Here is a 16,235-nt window from a genome sequence, read left to right as displayed (position 1 = left end):
CGGCAGGTAGGTCAGGCCGCGCCGGTCAGGAGATCGGGCGTCCGTCGTTGAGGTAGCGGGGCTGCCCGTCGTTCAAGGCCGCCAGCGCGGCGTCATAGCGAGGAAGAAGCCGAGTACGCAGTAGTTGACGTGCGTCGGCAGGTGCGAGCATCGCGGCTTCTATCAGCTCTGCGTCGTGGGGGAGCAGGGAATCCGCCTGGTCGACGCTGATGACGCCACCGTCGAAGATGAACGCGAGTTGATCGTCCCACGGCCCGTGTGGGGGTACCCAATCGACGACGAGAAGCCCGCAGGTGTGGATCTCCAGACCGAGTTCTTCGCGTAGCTCGCGGCGCGCGGCCATTTCGGGGGCCTCGTTCGCCTCTGCCATCCCACCGGGGAGATCCCAGCCCGGCTTGTAGCCGGGATTCACGACCAGGATCCGGCCTGCGGGGTCTCTTATGACCACATCGGCGGCAACACGTTTCCGCGCCTGTCTGGCGTTGCCCTCGGCCAGGTAAGCGGCCCATGCCACCGGGTCATCCGGGGTCGGTGTCCCCACTCCCGTTCCCTCCCCTTCGCGGCGGCATGATGTCGGCCAGAAGCAACGCCCGGGTTCGACGTGCTTCGTCGAATCGTGCCAGATACTCACGGACGGGACGGTAGTCGGCATGCTCGGCGAGCTGAACCCGAAGGCCGTCAAGCTGATGCATGACCCTTACCGACCCGAGAGTGGGACTTGTGGCGAGAAGCTCGGCCCCGACCCCGACAGCTGCGTCCAGTTCCTTGCGCTGCACGTGCACGGCGGCGAGTGTGATGCGGCTCAATGCAAGAGATCTTGTCCGTCCGTGCCCCCGAAGGCGCACGGCTTCCTGTGCGTGCTCCAGTGCATCGCTGTACCGACCCAAGTCCTTTAGCGCCAAAGCGGATTCACTGGCCAGGGCCGCGTGATCGAACGGGCTGAGCCAGGGGTGAGCGTCAGCCGCGCCGAGGTCGAGGAAATCGCGAGCCTGTCCGAGTGCGTACCTAGCCGATGTCGACTGCCCGAGTGCTGCCAGCGCGCGGGCGTGCATCGTACGAAGGCGCGCGGCCAGACTCGGCAAATGAGGACTATTGCGGGCGATCTCAATCCCAGTCAGTGCCCAATGTGCAGCCTGCTTGGTGTCGCCGGACTGTAGGGACAGGTGACTGCTGCTCGCGGCAACGTGGGCGGCGAACGGCTGATCGCCCGAGATCTGCGCGAGCGGCAATGCCTTGGCGAAGTGCGCAGCCGCCAGGGCATCCTGGCCCGAGTCATGCGCCATCCACCCGGCCATTTCGGTGAGTGCGGCAGCGGCGCCGAAGACGCTTGGGCCCGTTGCGCCGTCCATCAGGCGCGGAGCCACACTCACCCGCAGGTGTTGTACAACGGCGCCGTACAGTCGCCCGCCGCCGGCTTGGCGGTCTGCCTCGCGAAACGCGTCCATTGCTGCAAGGTCGTCGGACTCGGCAAGTACGTCTGCCAAGGGCGCTGTCCGCACCGGCGCTGCTGGTTCCCACGGTCGTGTCGCGAGGCCGAGCAAGCTGCCTGGGATGTGGAACGCGTCGGCCAGTTGCTCGAACATCAACAGTTTTTCGACCCGGGTCCGACCGTTCATGTAGTCGTACAGGCGGCCCTGTGTGATCTCTGCTGCTGCGGCGAGACGGCGCGTGCTGATGCCACGGCCGTTCAACAGCTTGAACAGAGCACCGATATCGCGTGCTCGGAGGACAGCCAGCATCTGCTCATCTCCGAGGAGCCCCGCGACAACATCGCGCGGTGATGGTGGTTGTTCCAGATCCACTGTTTCGCTCCCCCTGGCGACGCGCTCCGATCGTCAACCTACAGCGTGTGCACGGACTCCAACTTGGAGTCACCGCTCTGGAGTCTCCGGGCGAGGACTCTGAGTCGTTGAATGGTGGCACTGGCAGGTGACTTGCTGCCCCCAGGGGCGCAGCAAGCCGGATTACCACCGCCCGCCCTGGTCGCCCTCCCTCGGGCGACCAGGGCGGGCAGCTCGCACCGATATTCGACCGGGACCGTCGTCGGACGCCCGGCGCTCTCCATCGTGAGGAGTAGCCATCATGAGCACCCCGATCGAACGTCCCCCCGGCCCGACGGCGCCGGAGACCAAGCGGTTCACCGAGAACACCAACTGACCATCCAGACAGGAGGACTGACCATGGCCTGGGGAACGGGCAAGGGCGGAAGCAGCGGTGGCGGATCGGGAGCCAACGACGGCGGGCAGGGGAAGCACGGGGGGAAGAAGGATCCCGGTGACTCCAAGACGAACGCCGACCACCGGAGCGGCAAGGCCGACAACAAGCACAAGAAGGACGAGAAGTAGGTGACCGGTGCGCACGAGACGGGGCGGGCCGCCACGCGTGGCCTGCTCCGGGCTGTTGCGGAATACCTCGGCCACGACGTGGCCCCCGAGTGGGAGGCGGCCGCCTACGCGGTCCCCCGCCACCGATTCATGCCGGATCTGATCCGGGACGCGGACACGCTCGCGCCGATCAGCAGGACCACAGACCCAGCCGGCTGGTGGGCTTCCGCGTACGCGGAAGCCCCGGTGGTCACGCAGATCAACGACGGTCGGGAGAGCGAGGACGACCCGGTTCCGACGTCGTCGCTGTCCGATCCGGGGATCGTCTTCCGCATGCTGGACATGCTCGACCTGCGGGACGGCATGCGGGTGCTGGAGATCGGCACCGGTCCGGGGTGGAACGCGGGGCTCATGTCGCACCGACTCGGCCCGGGCCTGGTGACCAGCGTCGAAGTCGACCCCGACGTGACCGCGGGCGCCCGCGCTGCCCTGAACGACCTGGGGTTGTCGCCCTTGGTGGTGTGCGGCGACGGCAGCCGGGGCTGGTCCCCGGGTGCCCCGTACGACCGTGTGGTCGGCACCTGCGCGTTCCGGTCCGTGCCGTCGGATCTGATCGCACAGACAGTGCCCGGCGGGTTGGTTCTGCTGCCGTGGGACAGTCCGTGGACGGGGTGGGGCTTGCTGTCGTTGACGGTTGCCGAGGGCGGCGGTGCCTCGGGGCGGTTCAGTCCTCACAGCGCGTTCATGGTCAACCGGAGGCACCGGTCCGGGGTCCGGCTCTACCGGGACGTGGTCCACGACGAGCATGTGCCCGACGAGTCGTCCACCGATCTGCCCGCGTTCGAGATCGCCGAGGATCGGGGGGACCTGTCGTTCGGCCTCGGTATTCGCCTCGCCGACGTGTGGCAGGCGTGGGACAACGATCCGGACGTGGACGGCGTAGCTCGCCGGCTCTGGCTCGCCACCACGGACGCGAAGTCGTGGGCGGCCGTGGACTGGGCGGGCGAGGGAACGAAGGGGTTCACGGTGTGGCAGCACGGTCCCCGGCGGCTGTGGGCCGAGGTGGCCGAGGCCCAGGCCTGGTGGCTGGCCAACGACGAGCCCGGACCGGACCGATTCGGTCTGACCGTGGCCCCCGACGGGTCGCACAGCTTCTGGCTCGACGACCCGCAGACGGTCGTACGGAGTTCCGCACTCCCGCTGAAGTGAGACCAGGACGTCCGCTGTGGCGCGGAAGAGGAGCCCGCCCAATCTCCCATCGCTCCGGGTCGGTGAGTTGATGAAGGACCTGACGACTGGCCACGATGTCGACTTCGTGGGCACCCAGAGTGGAGTCGCCGACGTGACACAGGTGGGCGGCGGGGTCGAGCGGGCGCTCGACCCCGCCGCGATCCGACCGCTCCCGGTGACCGGCGCCGCGATCTGTCCTGCGCCGCACTGCCGGACGCCGGTCGATCTGTTCGACGACGCCAGTGCCGCCGGGCGGACGTGGAACTGCCCGCGGTGCGCGCGGTGGGGTGTCGCTTGGTCGGCGGCCTACCTTGCCCGGCAGCCGTTCGAGGAGCCGTTGGTCGTCCTCGGCCGCCGAGCCCGGCGGCCGAGGCTCACAACTCCCGAGGGAACCACGGGTCGTGGACCTCCCGGGGTCCGTCCGGCGTCAACAGGGTGAGCGTGAACGGCGACGCCGCGTACTCGGCCAGCAGCACCGCTCCATGACGCGTCTCCAGCTCGGCCTGGAGCGGCACCCGCAGTCGGCTCAGCGCTCGCCGCAACTGCAGCGCGTCGCGGCGGCTGATCGGTTGCGGGGCGCGCAGCACCACCCGCAGCGGGCTGAGCGGGCCCGCCACCGCTTCGCCGGTGGCCAGTTCGTAGCCGATCGCGCCGATCGGGCCCCAGGCCAGGCGGTGGTCCGCGATCAGCTGTCCGGCGGCGGGCAGGACCGCCAGGGCCGGGATCGCGGCGATGCGCCCGGAAGGCAGCAGACCGAGCCGGTCCGGCAGCTGCTCGGGGCGCAGGGTGCGGGCCACGGCCGCACGGGGTGCCAGGGCGTCGAGGCGCTGCCCGCGCTCGGGGCCGCGCACCGTGACCGGGATCCACGTCTCGGCGGCGGCCGTCGCCTCCCGGGTGCAGCGCACGGGACGTGGGGTGTCAGCGGGCGACCCCGCCACCGAGCGGGCCCGCGCGACCGTCACCCACGGGTGCGCGCGCAGCACCTGCCGGGCCCAGGCCGGTAGCTCTCCACCACCGAGGGGCCGCAGCGAGCCGGTGCACTGCATCAGCAGCAGGTCGTGGGCGCCGGGCAGCCGTCCGCCGAGCGCGGCCAGTGAGCCGACCAGTCGGCGCGGCCCGCCGTGCGGGTCCTCACTCGGACGGGGGACACGGGGGCGGGCGGCGACGGTCACGGCGGGCTCCTGGGGTGGACGGGACCGGCTGACGGTTCCCACCCTTCCCCGGCCCCACCGGCCCGGCTACGGCCTTTCGGTGCCCACCACCAGGGACCAACGGCTCAATGCTCCCGCCGGAGCATCGCGGCCCGTCGGCCGTCGCCCCCGCAGCGGGTGCGGCCCCGGCATCGCGGTGTGAGAGTGGGGGCAAACCGGAATTCGCCCGGAGGAGGAGTCATGGGCATCTTCGACAGGTTCCGCCACAAGGCGCAGCACTCCGCCGAGGAGGCCAGGTCCTCGCTCGGCGGAAGTGCGGAGCAGGGCGACGCCGCCCAGCGTGCCGCGCTCGCGCACGACGAGGCCGCCGACGCCTTCGGCCCCGAGGTCGAGAGGACGCGCGAGGCGCAGGAGTCCACGGCGCTCACCGAGCGGGAGGCCGAGGAGCGGGCCCGCCAGGACATGACCGCCGAGGGTGACCCCTGGGGGTGAACCCACCAGGGCGAGCACGTCGGCCGCCGCTCGCCGTTCCGGGCGTCATCGCTCCCGGGGCGGTAGCGGCGGCCGACGCAGGTCCGGCCGCGGCGTGTCCGCGGGCGGCGGCACCGCGGCCGGCGCGTCCTCCAGCAGCTCCAGGGCCAGCCGCACCGCCGTGACGAGTTCCGGGTAGCGCCCGGCGGCCCAGTCCCTGGGTGCGCGGATCACGTGCACGTCCGGTTCGACGCCCCGGTTCTCGATCGACCAGCCGAGTCCGCCGGTGAACCAGGAGGCGTTCTTCGGCACCGAGATCTGCGTCCCGTCGCCGAGCAGGTGCCGCCCGGTCATGCCGACCACGCCGCCCCAGGTGCGGTTGCCGACCACCGGGCCGAGCCCGAGCAGCCGGATCGCGGCGATGACGACGTCCCCGTCCGAGCTGGTGGCCTCGTCGGCGAGGGCCACCACCGGCCCGCGCGGCGCGTCGCGCGGCCACCGGACGGGTTCCCGGCCCCGGCTGAAGTCCCAGGCGAGCACACGGCGGGTGAGTTTCTCCAGGACGAGTTCGGAGACGTTGCCGCCGGCGTTGCCGCGCACGTCCAGGACGAGCGCGGGCTTGTCCATCTCCCGCCGCACGTCCCGGTTGAACTGCGCCCAGCCGGAGCCGCCGAGGTCCGGGATGTGCAGGTAGCCGCACCGGCCGTCGCTGAACTCCCTTACCAGGGCGCGCCGTTTGACCACCCAGTCCTGGTAGCGGATGGGTCGTTCGTCGGTGAGCGGGGTGACGGTGATCCGGCGCGCGGTGCCGTCGGGGCCGCCGCGGCGCAGGGTGAGTTCGACGCTGGTGCCGCCGGTGCCGGAGAGCAGCGGCAGCGGTCCGCGCACCGGGTCGACGGGCCGCCCGGCGACGGCGAGCAGCTCGTCGCCGTCGTGCACGCCGTGGGTGGCGAGCGGGGCGCGGGCGCGCGGGTCGGAGGACTCGCCGGGCAGGATGCGGTCGACCAGCCAGTGTCCGTCGGGGGAGCGGTGCGCGTTGGCGCCGAGCAGGCCGACGGGCTGCTGGGCGAGGGAGGGGCCCTCGCCGCGCCGGGACGGGGTGACGTAGGCGTGCGAGGTGCCGAGTTCGCCGAGGAGTTCGCGCAGCAGGTCGGCGAAGTCGTCGGGGCCGGCGATCCGTTCCAGCAGCGGTTCGTACTGGGCGACCAGGGCGGGCCAGTCCAGTCCGCACATCCCCTCGTCCCAGAACTGGTCCCGGACGATCCGCGCGGCCTCGGCCCAGGACTGCCGCCACTCGGCGGCCGGGTGCACGGTGTGGGTGATCCGCCGCAGGTCGACGGTGGTGGCGGCGGAGGGGGCGGCGACCGGGACGATCCGCAGGGTGCCGGCCGAGTAGACGGCGACCGAGCCGCCGTCGCCGGAGACCGCGAAGCCGTCGAGCCGGTCGGCGAGGGTGGAGCGGCTGCCGCGGGCCAGGTCGTAGTACTCCAGGGAGGGGCGGCCGGAGGTGTCGTCGGGGTTGGTGAAGGTCTGGCCGAGGGTGCCGGAGATCGGCCAGCGCAGCCAGACCAGGCCGCCCCGGACGGCGTCGGTGGCCGAGTACTTGCCGGCCAGGACGGGGAACTGGATCAGCCGGCCGCCGATGCCCTCGGGGTCGACGTGGACGGTGCCGTCGCCACCGCCGTCGCCGTGCGGGGCGGGGTCCTCGTCGGGGGCGGCGAACGGCGACGGGGTGCCGGCGGCGAGCGGGACGAGGTAGGGGCGGCAGCCGAGCGGGAAGGAGAGGTCGCCGGTGTGCACGTCGTGCACGGGGTCGAAGCCGCGCCAGGAGAGGAAGGCCAGGTAGCGGCCGTCCCGGGTGAAGGCCGGCTGCTCGTCCTCGAACCGGCCGTCGGTGACGTCGACGACCGGCGCGGGGGCGTCGGTGCGGGTGAGCCGGATCCGGCGCAGCGAGCGGCCGGCGGCGGGCTGGGACCAGGCGATCCACCGCGAGTCGGGGGAGAAGCGGGCGCTGGTGACCGGCCCGTGGCCGGAGGTGGCGAGCTCCCGGACGGTGCCGTCGGCGGCGGTGACCAGCAGCAGCCGCCCGTCGGAGGAGGTGGCGGCGAGGAGGGCGCCGTCGGGGGCGGCGGTGAGTTCGAGGACGCGGCCGAGCCGCCCCGCGGCGAGCACCCGGTGGCCGTGCTGCGAGGGTGCCTGTTCGTGGCCGGGCAGCGGCACGATCTCGACGGCGTCCTCGCCCTCGGCGTCGGTGATCCAGGCGGCCTCGCCGGTGCCGGCGAGCACGACCGGCAGCCGGGTGCGGACGCCGGGGGTGTCGGCGAGCGCCCGGGCCGGGCCGTCGCGGTGGGTGAGCCAGTACTGGCTGCCGCGGACGGTGATCACCCCGGCCCGGCCGGTGCGGTCGCAGGCGAGGTCCTTGACGTGGGAGGCGGCGGTGACCCGGTACGGGCGGCGGCCGGCCCGGGCGCCGCCGAGCGGGACGCGCAGCCGGTGCGGGGCGGGGGCGTCGAGGCCGTCCAGCAGCCAGAGGTCGCCGGCGTGCTGGTAGACGATCCGGGTGCCGTCGGTGGCGGCCTCGCGGGCGTAGTAGGAGGCGTGGTCGGTGTGCCGGCGCAGTCCGGTGCCGTCGGGGCGGCAGGAGTAGAGGTTGCCGATGCCCTCGTGGTCGGAGAGGAAGGCGATCCGGTCGCCGTCGGCGGCGGTGACCGGCATCGGGCAGGCGAGGTGTCCGGGGAGGTCGGCGAGGATGCGTTCGCCGTCGACCCAGAGCCGGCCGGTGGCACCGCCCCGGTAGCGCTTCCAGGCGGCGGGTTCGTGCGGGGCGGCTCCGGTGAGCAGCACGGTGTGGGCGGGGCCGACCTGGGCGTCGCCGACCGGTCCCCAGGGCATCCGGCGGGCGGGGCTGCCGTCGGCGGGCAGGGCGTGCGCCCAGGTGTAGTGGCCGAAGGGCTCGTGGTACGAGGTGACGGCGAGCAGTTCGCCGTCGGGCAGCCAGCCGCGCAGCCGGGTGTCCTGGCTGCCCCAGTGGCTGAGCCGGCGGGCCTCGCCGCCGTCGACGGGGGCGGTCCACACCTCGGGGGCGAGGCTCAGCCAGCCGGTCCAGGCGAGGGTGCGGCCGTCGGGGGAGAGCCGGGGGTGGCTGACCCGGGTGCGGTCGCAGCTGATCCGCCAGGCCCGGCCGGTGCCGGTGGCGTCGGGGTCGAGCGGGGCGATCCAGACGTCGTCCTCGGCGGTGAACGCCAGCAGGCCCCCGCGCAGGTGGGGGTGGCGGAGGTAGCCGGGCGACGTCACCCTTCCATGCTTCGGCCGGGGGTCGGGCCCGGCAACCGGAACCGGGCGCTCCGGACCTTCCGGCCCCCGCCCCGGCCTGCTGTTCCCGACCCTCGGAACCCGCCCCGACCTGCCGCTCCCGGGTCCGGAACCGGTCTGGACCATTGACACCGTACGGCCGGATCCACTTCAGTGGTCTAGTCCAACTCTCCTGCCCGGACGCACCGTTCCCCCACCACCGGTGCGCGCCCGGGCATGCCCCGGACACCCCCACACCCGCGCCTCCGCGAGGAGTCCCCCACATGCGCAGATCAACCGTCCCCCTGCCCGCGCCCGCCCGCCGCCGGCCGCGCGCCCTGCTGGCCGCCGGCACCGCCTCGGCGGTCGCCGCCGCCACCATGGTCGGCCTCACCCTGGGCCTCGCGCCCAGCGCCTCGGCCGGCGAGTTCCTGGTCAACGGCGGCTTCGAGAGCGGCGCCCTCGGCCCCTGGAGCTGCTCCGGCGGCACCGGCAGCGTCGTCACCGGCCAGTCCCACGGCGGGAGTTACGCTCTCGCCGGGGCGGCCTCGGCGGGCGACACCGCCCGCTGCGCGCAGACCGTCACCGTCGCGCCGAACACCGCCTACACGCTCAGCGCCTACGTCAAGGGCTCGTACGTCTACCTCGGCGTGGACGGCGGCACCTCGACCTGGACGCCCGGCACCGGCGGCGCCTACCAGAAGCTGAGCGTCGCCTTCACCACCGGCGCCACCCAGACCAGCGCCACCGTCTACACCCACGGCTGGTACGGCCAGGGCACCTACTACGCGGACGACGTCTCGCTGGACGGCCCCGGTGCCCCCAGCCCGACCGCGACGCCCACCGCCACCCCGACGGTCACCCCGACCGTCACCCCCACGGTGACGCCGACCGTGACGCCGACGGTCACCCCCACGGTGACCCCGACCGTCACGCCCACCGGCACCCCGACCAGCCCGCCGCCCGGCTCCAAGGCCCTGGTCGGCTACCTGCACGCGAGCTTCGCCAACGGCGCCGGCTACACCAAGGTGGCGGACGTCCCCGACTCGTGGGACTTCATCAACCTCTCCTTCGGCGAGCCGACCTCCGTCACCTCGGGCGACATCCGGTTCAACCGCTGCCCGGCCACCGAGTGCCCGACCGTCGAGTCCGACGCCGACTTCAAGGCCGCCATCGCGGCCAAGCGCGCCAAGGGCAAGAAGGTGCTGATCTCGATCGGCGGCCAGAACGGCCAGGTGCAGCTCACCACCACCGCGGCCCGGGACACGTTCGTCAGCTCGGTCTCGGCGATCATCGACAAGTGGGGCCTGGACGGCCTGGACATCGACTTCGAGGGCCACTCGCTGTCGCTCCAGACCGGCGACACCGACTTCAAGAACCCGACCAGCCCGGTCATCGTCAACCTGATCTCGGCGATCCGCACGCTCAAGGCCAAGTACGGCCCGAACTTCGTGCTGACCATGGCGCCGGAGACCTTCTTCGTCCAACTCGGCTACCAGTACTACGGTTCCGGCCCCTGGGGCGGCCAGGACCCGAGGGCCGGCGCCTACCTGCCGGTCATCCACGCCCTGCGCGACGACCTGACCCTGCTGCACGTCCAGGACTACAACTCCGGCTCCATCATGGGCCTGGACAACCAGTACCACTCGATGGGCGGCGCCGACTTCCACGTCGCGATGACCGACATGCTGCTCAAGGGCTTCCCGGTGGCGGGCAACACCAACAACGTGTTCCCGGCGCTGCCCGCCTCCAAGCTCGCCATCGGCATGCCGGCCACCACCAACGCGGGCAACGGCTACGTCGCCCCGGCCGAGGTCAACAAGGCGCTGGACTGCCTCACCAAGCTCGCCAACTGCGGGAGCTACGTGCCCAAGGCGGGTGCCCAGCCCGGCCTGCGCGGTCTGATGACCTGGTCCATCAACTGGGACCAGTTCGGCGGCCGGGAGTTCTCGAAGAACTTCGACTCCTACTTCCGCCGCTGACGGCCCACCGGCCGCCGGTCGAAGGCTGGGGGCCGGAGCCCGGAACGACCGCTGGGCGGCGGTGGGTCGGACGAACCCGCCGCTCAGCGGTCCACTCGGACCGCCGCCAGGTACTCCGCGATCGCGTCCCGGTTGCGGGTCAGGCAGGAGATCCGCTCGCTCATCCCGGACAGCTCCTGCTCCAGGGTGGCGATCATCTCCGGGGTGGCGTGCTCGAAGTGGATGGTGCGGGGCTTGTCGAGGCAGGGCAGGATCTGTTTGATGATCCTGGTCGGCAGCCCCGCGTCCAGCAGCCCCCGGACCTGCAGCACCCGGTCCACCGTCGGCTCGTCGTAGGAGCGGTAGCCGTTGGCGCAGCGCTCGGCCACGATCAGCCCCTGCTCCTCGTAGTACCGCAGCAGCCGCCGGGACGCCCCGGTCCGCTCGGACAGCTCGCCGATCCGCATGTGCCCCACCTCACAGTCGGTCGCGTTGACCCTCACATCAATGTGAGGGTTCGAGCATAACCGGCATGCCGACCACGCCACGGACCACCGTCCGGACCAGCGCACCCACCGCACCCACCGCCCCGGCCCCGGCGACCCTGCCGCTGCCCGCCCTGCTGGCCCTCGCCACCGCCGTCTTCGTCACCGCCCTCACCGAGACCCTGCCGGCCGGCGTGCTGCCCGCGATGAGCGCCGACCTCGGTGTCGGCCAGTCCGCCGCGGGCCAGGCCGTCACCGTCTACGCCGTCGGCACCGCCCTCACCGCCGTCCCGCTCACCTCGGCCACCGCCGGCTGGGGCCGCCGACGCCTGCTGCTCACCGCGATGGTGGGCTTCGCCGCCGCCAACACCGTCACCGCGCTGTCCACCAGCTACCCGCTCACCATGGCCGCCCGCTTCCTCGCCGGGGTCGCGGCCGGCCTCGCCTGGGCGCTGCTCGCCGGGTACGCCCGCCTGCTCGCGCCGCCCGAGCTCCAGGGCCGGGCGATCGCCGTCGCGATGACCGGGGTGCCGCTCGCCCTGTCGCTGGGCGTGCCCGCCGGGACCTTCCTCGGCTCGGCGCTCGACTGGACGGTGCCCTTCCTGCTGATGACCGCGATCGCGGTCGGCGTGACCGGCTGGATCGCCGCGGCCGTCCCCGAGGTGCCCGGCCGGGCCCGCGGCGAACGGACCCCGGTGCTGCGCTCCCTCACCGTCCCCGGGGTGACCCCGGTGCTCGCCGTGACCGTCGTGGTCGTCCTCGCCCACACCGTGCTCTACACCTACATCGCGCCCTTCCTCGACCGGCGCGGCCTGGGCGGCGCCACCGACGCGGTACTGCTCGCCTTCGGCGCGGCCTCGCTGGTGAGCATCTGGTTCACCGGCGCGCACATCCACCGCCGGCTGCGCGCGCTCACCCTCGGCGCCACCCTGCTGATCGCCGCCGCGGCCGCCGTGCTCGGCCTGGCCACCGGCAGCACCCTCGCGGTGTACGCGGCCGCCGCGCTCTGGGGACTCGGCTGGGGCGGCCTGCCCACCCTGCTGCAGACCGCCGTCGGCGACGCGGGCGGCGAGCAGGCGGACGCCGCGCAGACGCTGCTGGTCACCCTGTGGAACGCGGCGATGGCCGGCGGGGGCGTGGCCGGCGGCCTGCTGCTGGACCGGCTCGGCGCGGACTCCTTCCCGTGGGCGGTGCTGCTCCTGCTGCTGGCCGTGCTCGGGGTCGTGCTGGCCGCCCGTACCCACGGCTTCCCGGCCCGCCGCCCGGGCCCCGCCTCCTGATCCGCGCGGCACGGTCCGGAGGGCGGGGCCTCAGTACCCGCCCGCCGGACCCCGGTGCGGCATCAGGCCGCCGCGGTAGGAGATGGCCACCGCCTGGGCGCGGTCCCGGGCGTCGATCTTCGCCAGGATCCGCTTCATATGGGTCTTCACTGTCGACTCGGCGAGCACCAGCAGCGCCGCGATCTCCTGGTTGGAACGCCCCTCGGCGGCCAGCCGCAGGACCTCCCGCTCCCGGGCCGTCAGCCGGGCGAGCCGGGTGTCCTCCGGCTCCGGCGGGGGGCGTTCGTCGCCCCGGCCGACCACCTGGGCGACCAGGTCCCGGGTGACCGCCGGGTCCAGTACGGACTCGCCGCCGGCCAGCGTGTGCACCGCGTCGACGAGCCGTTCGGCCGAGGCCCGCTTCAGCAGGAAGCCGGCCGCCCCGGCGCGCAGCGCGCCCCACACGTAGTCGTCGTGGTGGAAGGTGGTCAGCACCAGCACCCGGGTGGGCAGGCCGGCGGCGACGATCCGCCGGGTCGCCTCCACCCCGTCGACCCCGGGCATCCGGACGTCCATCAGCACCACGTCCGGCAGCAGCGCGCGGCAGAGGGCGACGGCGGCCAGCCCGTCGGCGGCCTGGCCGACCACCTCGATCCGGTCGTCGGTCTCCAGCACCAGCGAGACCCCGGCCCGCAGCAGCGCGTCGTCGTCCGCGACCACCACCCGCACCTTCGGGAGGCCGGGTCCGTCCGGCCGGTCGGCGGCCGTCACGGGACCGGCAGTTCGGCGCGCAGCCGGAACCCGCCCGGTCCGGTGGGCCCACCGGAGCCGATCGGCCCGTGCTCCACCCGGCCGCCGAGCACCGACACCCGCTCGGCCACGCCCAGCAGCCCCCGGCCGGGCGTGTACCCGGCCGGGGCGCCCCGCCCGTCGTCGCGCACCTCGACGGCGAGCCGCCCGCCCGCGCAGCGGACGGTGACCTCGACGGTCCGGGCGCCGGAGTGCTTGACGGTGTTGGTGAGCGCCTCCTGGACGATCCGGTAGGCCGACACGTCCAGACTGCGCGGCACCCGCCGGGCCGCCGGGTCGATCCGCACCCGCACCCGGGGCCCGGCCCGGCCGAGCCGCTCGGCCAGCCGCTCCAGGTCGGCGAGGCCCGGCTGCGGGGCCGCCCCCTCGCCGTCGTCGCCGTACTCGCCGTCACCGCCGCGCCGCAGCAGGCCGAGCACCCGGTCGAGGTCGTCCAGCGCGTCCCGTCCGGTGTGCTCCATCCCGGAGAGCAGCTCCCGGGTGCGTGCGGGGTCGCGGTCGAGCAGCCGGCGGGCGGCCCCGGCCTGGACCAGCACCACGTTGAGGGTGTGGCCGACGGAGTCGTGCAGCTCGCGGGCCAGCCGCGCGCGCTCCTCGGCGACCACCTCCCGGCGCAGCCGCCACCGGGCGGCCTCGCGCTCCTCCGCCCGCCGCGCGGTGCCGTAGCCGACCGCCCAGCCGAGCAGCCAGAGGAAGAGCACCCCGGCGGGGATGACCGGGTAGTCGTGCCCGAGGTCGGCGAAGTAGGCGGCCATCCCGAGCAGGGCGGCGAACGGTCCGGACCAGGCCCGCCGCCGGGGCGCGTACAGGCCGAGCGAGTAGAGGCCGACCAGGTCGGCGTACGGCGAGACCGGGCTCGGCAGCACGAACAGCGCCTCCACCGACAGCGCGGCCGCGCCGACCAGGTAGCCGGCCAGCGGCCTGGTCCGGCGGACCGCCAGCGGAGCGGCCACCGCCGTGCTCAGGGCCAGGGCCAGGGGCAGGCCGCCGTGCAGCCGGTCGGCCGCGCCGGTCCGTTCGACGGCCATCAGCAGCAGGAACCCGCCGGCCAGCACGAGGTCCCAGTGCCCGCCCGGCACCGCCCGGAGGGCCCGGAGGGTCCGCGCCGCCCGGGCCCCGGCCGGCCAGGACCCGGGCCCGCCGGGAACGGGGGCGGCCGGGGGGACCGGTGCGGTCCGGATCGCCCGGGTGCGGGGCGGCGGGCTCATGGCGGCTCCGGTTCGGGGGGCAGGCGGAATCGGGGGAGTGGCCGCCCGCGCGGTGGCGCGGGTGCCGGGCCGTACGGTAGCGGCGGCCGTCCGCCCGGCGCATCGCCCTGGTGGGGTATCCCGGACCCGTCCGACCGGGGGTGCGCTCCGGCCCGCCGACCCCGCCGGGGGGTGTCCGGCCGCCCGCAGGGGGGAGGCCGCCGGACCCCGGCGGGCGGACGCGGCCGGGCGGGCCCGGTCCGTAGCGTCCGGGCCATGAACGCTCCGGACCCCCGCGTCCCGTCCGCCGTCCCCGGCACCCCCGTCGCCCCTGATGCCGCCGTCGCCCCTGCTGCCGCCGCCGTCCCGAGGACCGCCCCCGCCCGCCGGGCGGGCTGGTGGACGGTCACCGCGCTCGCCTTCCTCACGGCCCTGTTCACCGCCCGCTACCTGACCCTCGACCCGGAGGTCTTCCTCGACCAGCAGCGCGCCGTCTACCTGGCCCACCGGGGCTCGCTCGTCCTGCACGTGGGCGGCGGCGTGCTGGCGATCCTGCTCGGCCCGTGGCAGTTCCTGCCCCGGCTGCGCGCCCGCCGCCCGGGGCTGCACCGGTTCGTCGGCCGGCTCTACCTGATCGCCGTCCTGGCCGCCGGCACCGGCGGCCTGCTGATGGCGCCCAGAGGTCTGGTCGGCCCGGTCGCGCCGATCGGCTTCACCGGGCTGGCCGTCCTGCTGCTGCTCTCCTCGGCCCTGGCCTGGCGGGCGGGCCGGCGCCGCGACCTCCTCCGGCACCGCGCCTGGGCGGTCCGTTCCTTCGCGCTGATCATGGCCGCCGCGACCCTGCGGATCTGGCTGCCGGTGATGGACCTCGCGGGCGTCCCGTTCGACCAGGCCTACGCGACCGCCGCCTGGACCTGCTGGCTGATCAACCTGGTGGTGGCCGAGCACCTGATAGCCCGGCTCCCGGGACTTCCCCCGACCGCCCGCACCGGCCGCGTTCCGGCGGCACCGCCGGCCGGGTGACCCGATTCCGGGCCGGACCTGCTGACGACCTATCATCCAGCAATGACCACCGCAGAGTTGATCCGGATCGTCTCCCGCTCCTCGCCGATGGCGCTCGCCCAGGTCGAGCGGGTCAGGGCCGAACTCGCCGCCCTGCACCCGGGGGTGCGCACCGAGGTGGTCCCGGTGACCACCTCCGGCGACCGCTGGATGGGCGACCTGGCCCGGCTCGGCGGCAAGGGCGCGTTCACCAAGGAGGTGGACGCCGCGCTGCTCGCCGGTGAGGCGGACCTCGCGGTCCACTGCCTCAAGGACGTGCCGGCCGACCGCCCGCTGCCGGCCGGCACCGTGTTCGCCGCCCACCTGCGCCGCGACGACATCCGGGACGCGCTGGTCCACCCCGACGGACTGACTCTGGACGAGCTGCCGCCCGGCACCCGGATCGGCACCTCCTCGGTCCGCCGGCGGGCCCAGCTCTCGGCCTCCCACCCGCACCTGGAGTACGTGCCGATCCGCGGCAACGCCAACAGCCGGCTGGCCAAGCTGGCAGCGGGGGAGGCGGACGCCCTGCTGCTCGCGCTGTCCGGGCTGGAGCGGATCGGCGAGACCGCGCGGATCAGCGAGGTGCTGCCGGTCGAGGTGATGTGCCCGCCGATCGGCGCCGGGATCCTCGCCCTGCAGTGCCGGGACGACGACACCGCCACCATCGACGCCGTGGCCGGCCTCGGCGACCACGCGACCTGGCGCGAGGCGAGCGCCGAGCGGATGTTCCTGCACGTGCTCCAGGGGCACTGCAACTCGCCGATCGCCGGCTGGGCCAAGGCCGAGGAGGACGGCCGCCTCTCGCTGCGCGGCCGGGTCTTCACCCCGGACGGCAAGCAGGTCCTGGACGCCCACGAGTGGGCGGGCTCGCTGAGCCCGGAGGACCTCGGCACCGCGACCGCCCTGGCCCTCAAGCGGCAGGGTGCCTCCGAGCTGATCGCCGCCATCCCGCACTGACGCGGACCTCCGGTCCCCCGGCCCCGGCCGGGGGACCGGGCGGGAACGCCGAAGGCCCCCTCGCT

At 74.1% G+C, this 16,235-nt stretch carries 14 protein-coding genes; 7 read left to right on the top strand and 7 right to left on the bottom strand.

Going from position 1 to position 16,235, the window contains the following annotated elements:
* Nucleotides 1-25 precede the first annotated feature (25 nt).
* Together ACW14Y_RS15815 and ACW14Y_RS15810 are read right to left on the bottom strand one after the other, a co-directional pair.
* Complete coding sequence (locus ACW14Y_RS15815) at nucleotides 26-541, bottom strand: NUDIX domain-containing protein (RefSeq protein ID WP_380440428.1); 516 nt, start codon at nucleotides 539-541, stop codon at nucleotides 26-28.
* Entirely contained in the window at nucleotides 519-1,802 is a 1,284-nt protein-coding gene (locus ACW14Y_RS15810; RefSeq protein WP_456987251.1) for an XRE family transcriptional regulator, read from the bottom strand. The genes ACW14Y_RS15815 and ACW14Y_RS15810 overlap by 23 nt, the downstream gene beginning before the upstream one ends.
* A gap of 378 nt (nucleotides 1,803-2,180) precedes the next feature.
* Here ACW14Y_RS15810 and ACW14Y_RS15805 point away from each other — a divergent pair, with 378 nt between their 5' ends.
* Nucleotides 2,181-2,345 carry a hypothetical protein gene (locus ACW14Y_RS15805; RefSeq protein WP_456987249.1) on the top strand — a complete coding sequence of 55 codons (165 nt, stop codon included), beginning with the start codon at nucleotides 2,181-2,183 and terminating at the stop codon, nucleotides 2,343-2,345.
* Nucleotides 2,346-3,533, top strand: a complete 1,188-nt coding sequence (locus ACW14Y_RS15800; RefSeq protein ID WP_456987247.1) for a methyltransferase domain-containing protein — start codon at nucleotides 2,346-2,348, stop codon at nucleotides 3,531-3,533.
* Nucleotides 3,534-3,928: 395 nt separating this feature from the next.
* Here the strand turns inward: ACW14Y_RS15800 and ACW14Y_RS15795 are convergent, their stop codons facing one another.
* A complete protein-coding gene (locus tag ACW14Y_RS15795) occupies nucleotides 3,929-4,726 on the bottom strand; it encodes a phosphoribosyl-dephospho-CoA transferase MdcG domain-containing protein (RefSeq protein ID WP_456987245.1) in 798 nt (265 codons plus the stop codon).
* A 219-nt stretch (nucleotides 4,727-4,945) separates the two neighbouring features.
* Here ACW14Y_RS15795 and ACW14Y_RS15790 point away from each other — a divergent pair, with 219 nt between their 5' ends.
* Nucleotides 4,946-5,197 carry a hypothetical protein gene (locus tag ACW14Y_RS15790; protein WP_380299992.1) on the top strand — a complete coding sequence of 84 codons (252 nt, stop codon included), beginning with the start codon at nucleotides 4,946-4,948 and terminating at the stop codon, nucleotides 5,195-5,197.
* 45 nt (nucleotides 5,198-5,242) lie between these two features.
* Here ACW14Y_RS15790 and ACW14Y_RS15785 read toward each other — a convergent pair whose 3' ends face one another.
* The gene (locus ACW14Y_RS15785; RefSeq protein ID WP_380299990.1) at nucleotides 5,243-8,470 is read right to left on the bottom strand and encodes a S41 family peptidase; all 3,228 of its coding nucleotides are present in this window, start codon (nucleotides 8,468-8,470) and stop codon (nucleotides 5,243-5,245) included.
* A 281-nt stretch (nucleotides 8,471-8,751) separates the two neighbouring features.
* Here ACW14Y_RS15785 and ACW14Y_RS15780 point away from each other — a divergent pair, with 281 nt between their 5' ends.
* On the top strand, nucleotides 8,752-10,449 hold the full coding sequence (locus tag ACW14Y_RS15780) for a chitinase (RefSeq protein WP_380299988.1): 1,698 nt from the start codon (nucleotides 8,752-8,754) through the stop codon (nucleotides 10,447-10,449).
* 83 nt (nucleotides 10,450-10,532) lie between these two features.
* On the opposite strand, the gene ACW14Y_RS15775 is transcribed toward ACW14Y_RS15780, so the two are convergent.
* The gene (locus ACW14Y_RS15775) at nucleotides 10,533-10,895 is read right to left on the bottom strand and encodes a MerR family transcriptional regulator (protein WP_380299986.1); all 363 of its coding nucleotides are present in this window, start codon (nucleotides 10,893-10,895) and stop codon (nucleotides 10,533-10,535) included.
* A 65-nt stretch (nucleotides 10,896-10,960) separates the two neighbouring features.
* Between ACW14Y_RS15775 and ACW14Y_RS15770 the strand changes: the two genes are divergently transcribed.
* Nucleotides 10,961-12,193: an MFS transporter gene (locus tag ACW14Y_RS15770; protein ID WP_456987242.1), complete on the top strand. Its 1,233-nt coding sequence runs from the start codon at nucleotides 10,961-10,963 to the stop codon at nucleotides 12,191-12,193.
* Between the two features lie 30 nt (nucleotides 12,194-12,223).
* Here ACW14Y_RS15770 and ACW14Y_RS15765 read toward each other — a convergent pair whose 3' ends face one another.
* Together ACW14Y_RS15765 and ACW14Y_RS15760 are read right to left on the bottom strand one after the other, a co-directional pair.
* A complete protein-coding gene (locus ACW14Y_RS15765) occupies nucleotides 12,224-12,943 on the bottom strand; it encodes a response regulator (protein ID WP_380299982.1) in 720 nt (239 codons plus the stop codon).
* On the bottom strand, nucleotides 12,940-14,190 hold the full coding sequence (locus ACW14Y_RS15760) for a sensor histidine kinase (RefSeq protein WP_456987239.1): 1,251 nt from the start codon (nucleotides 14,188-14,190) through the stop codon (nucleotides 12,940-12,942). The genes ACW14Y_RS15765 and ACW14Y_RS15760 overlap by 4 nt, the downstream gene beginning before the upstream one ends.
* A 255-nt stretch (nucleotides 14,191-14,445) precedes the next feature.
* On the opposite strand from ACW14Y_RS15760, the gene ACW14Y_RS15755 reads away from it, so the two are divergent.
* Together ACW14Y_RS15755 and hemC are read left to right on the top strand one after the other, a co-directional pair.
* Nucleotides 14,446-15,192: a DUF2306 domain-containing protein gene (locus ACW14Y_RS15755; RefSeq protein ID WP_402723846.1), complete on the top strand. Its 747-nt coding sequence runs from the start codon at nucleotides 14,446-14,448 to the stop codon at nucleotides 15,190-15,192.
* A 42-nt stretch (nucleotides 15,193-15,234) separates the two neighbouring features.
* The gene (gene hemC / locus ACW14Y_RS15750) at nucleotides 15,235-16,170 is read left to right on the top strand and encodes a hydroxymethylbilane synthase (RefSeq protein WP_380299976.1); all 936 of its coding nucleotides are present in this window, start codon (nucleotides 15,235-15,237) and stop codon (nucleotides 16,168-16,170) included.
* The last annotated feature ends 65 nt before the right edge of the window (nucleotides 16,171-16,235 follow it).

It is taken from the genome of Kitasatospora sp. cg17-2 (genome assembly GCF_054031055.1).
Note: the sequence above shows the minus strand (reverse complement) of the source record. Positions and strands in the feature narration are given on the sequence as shown.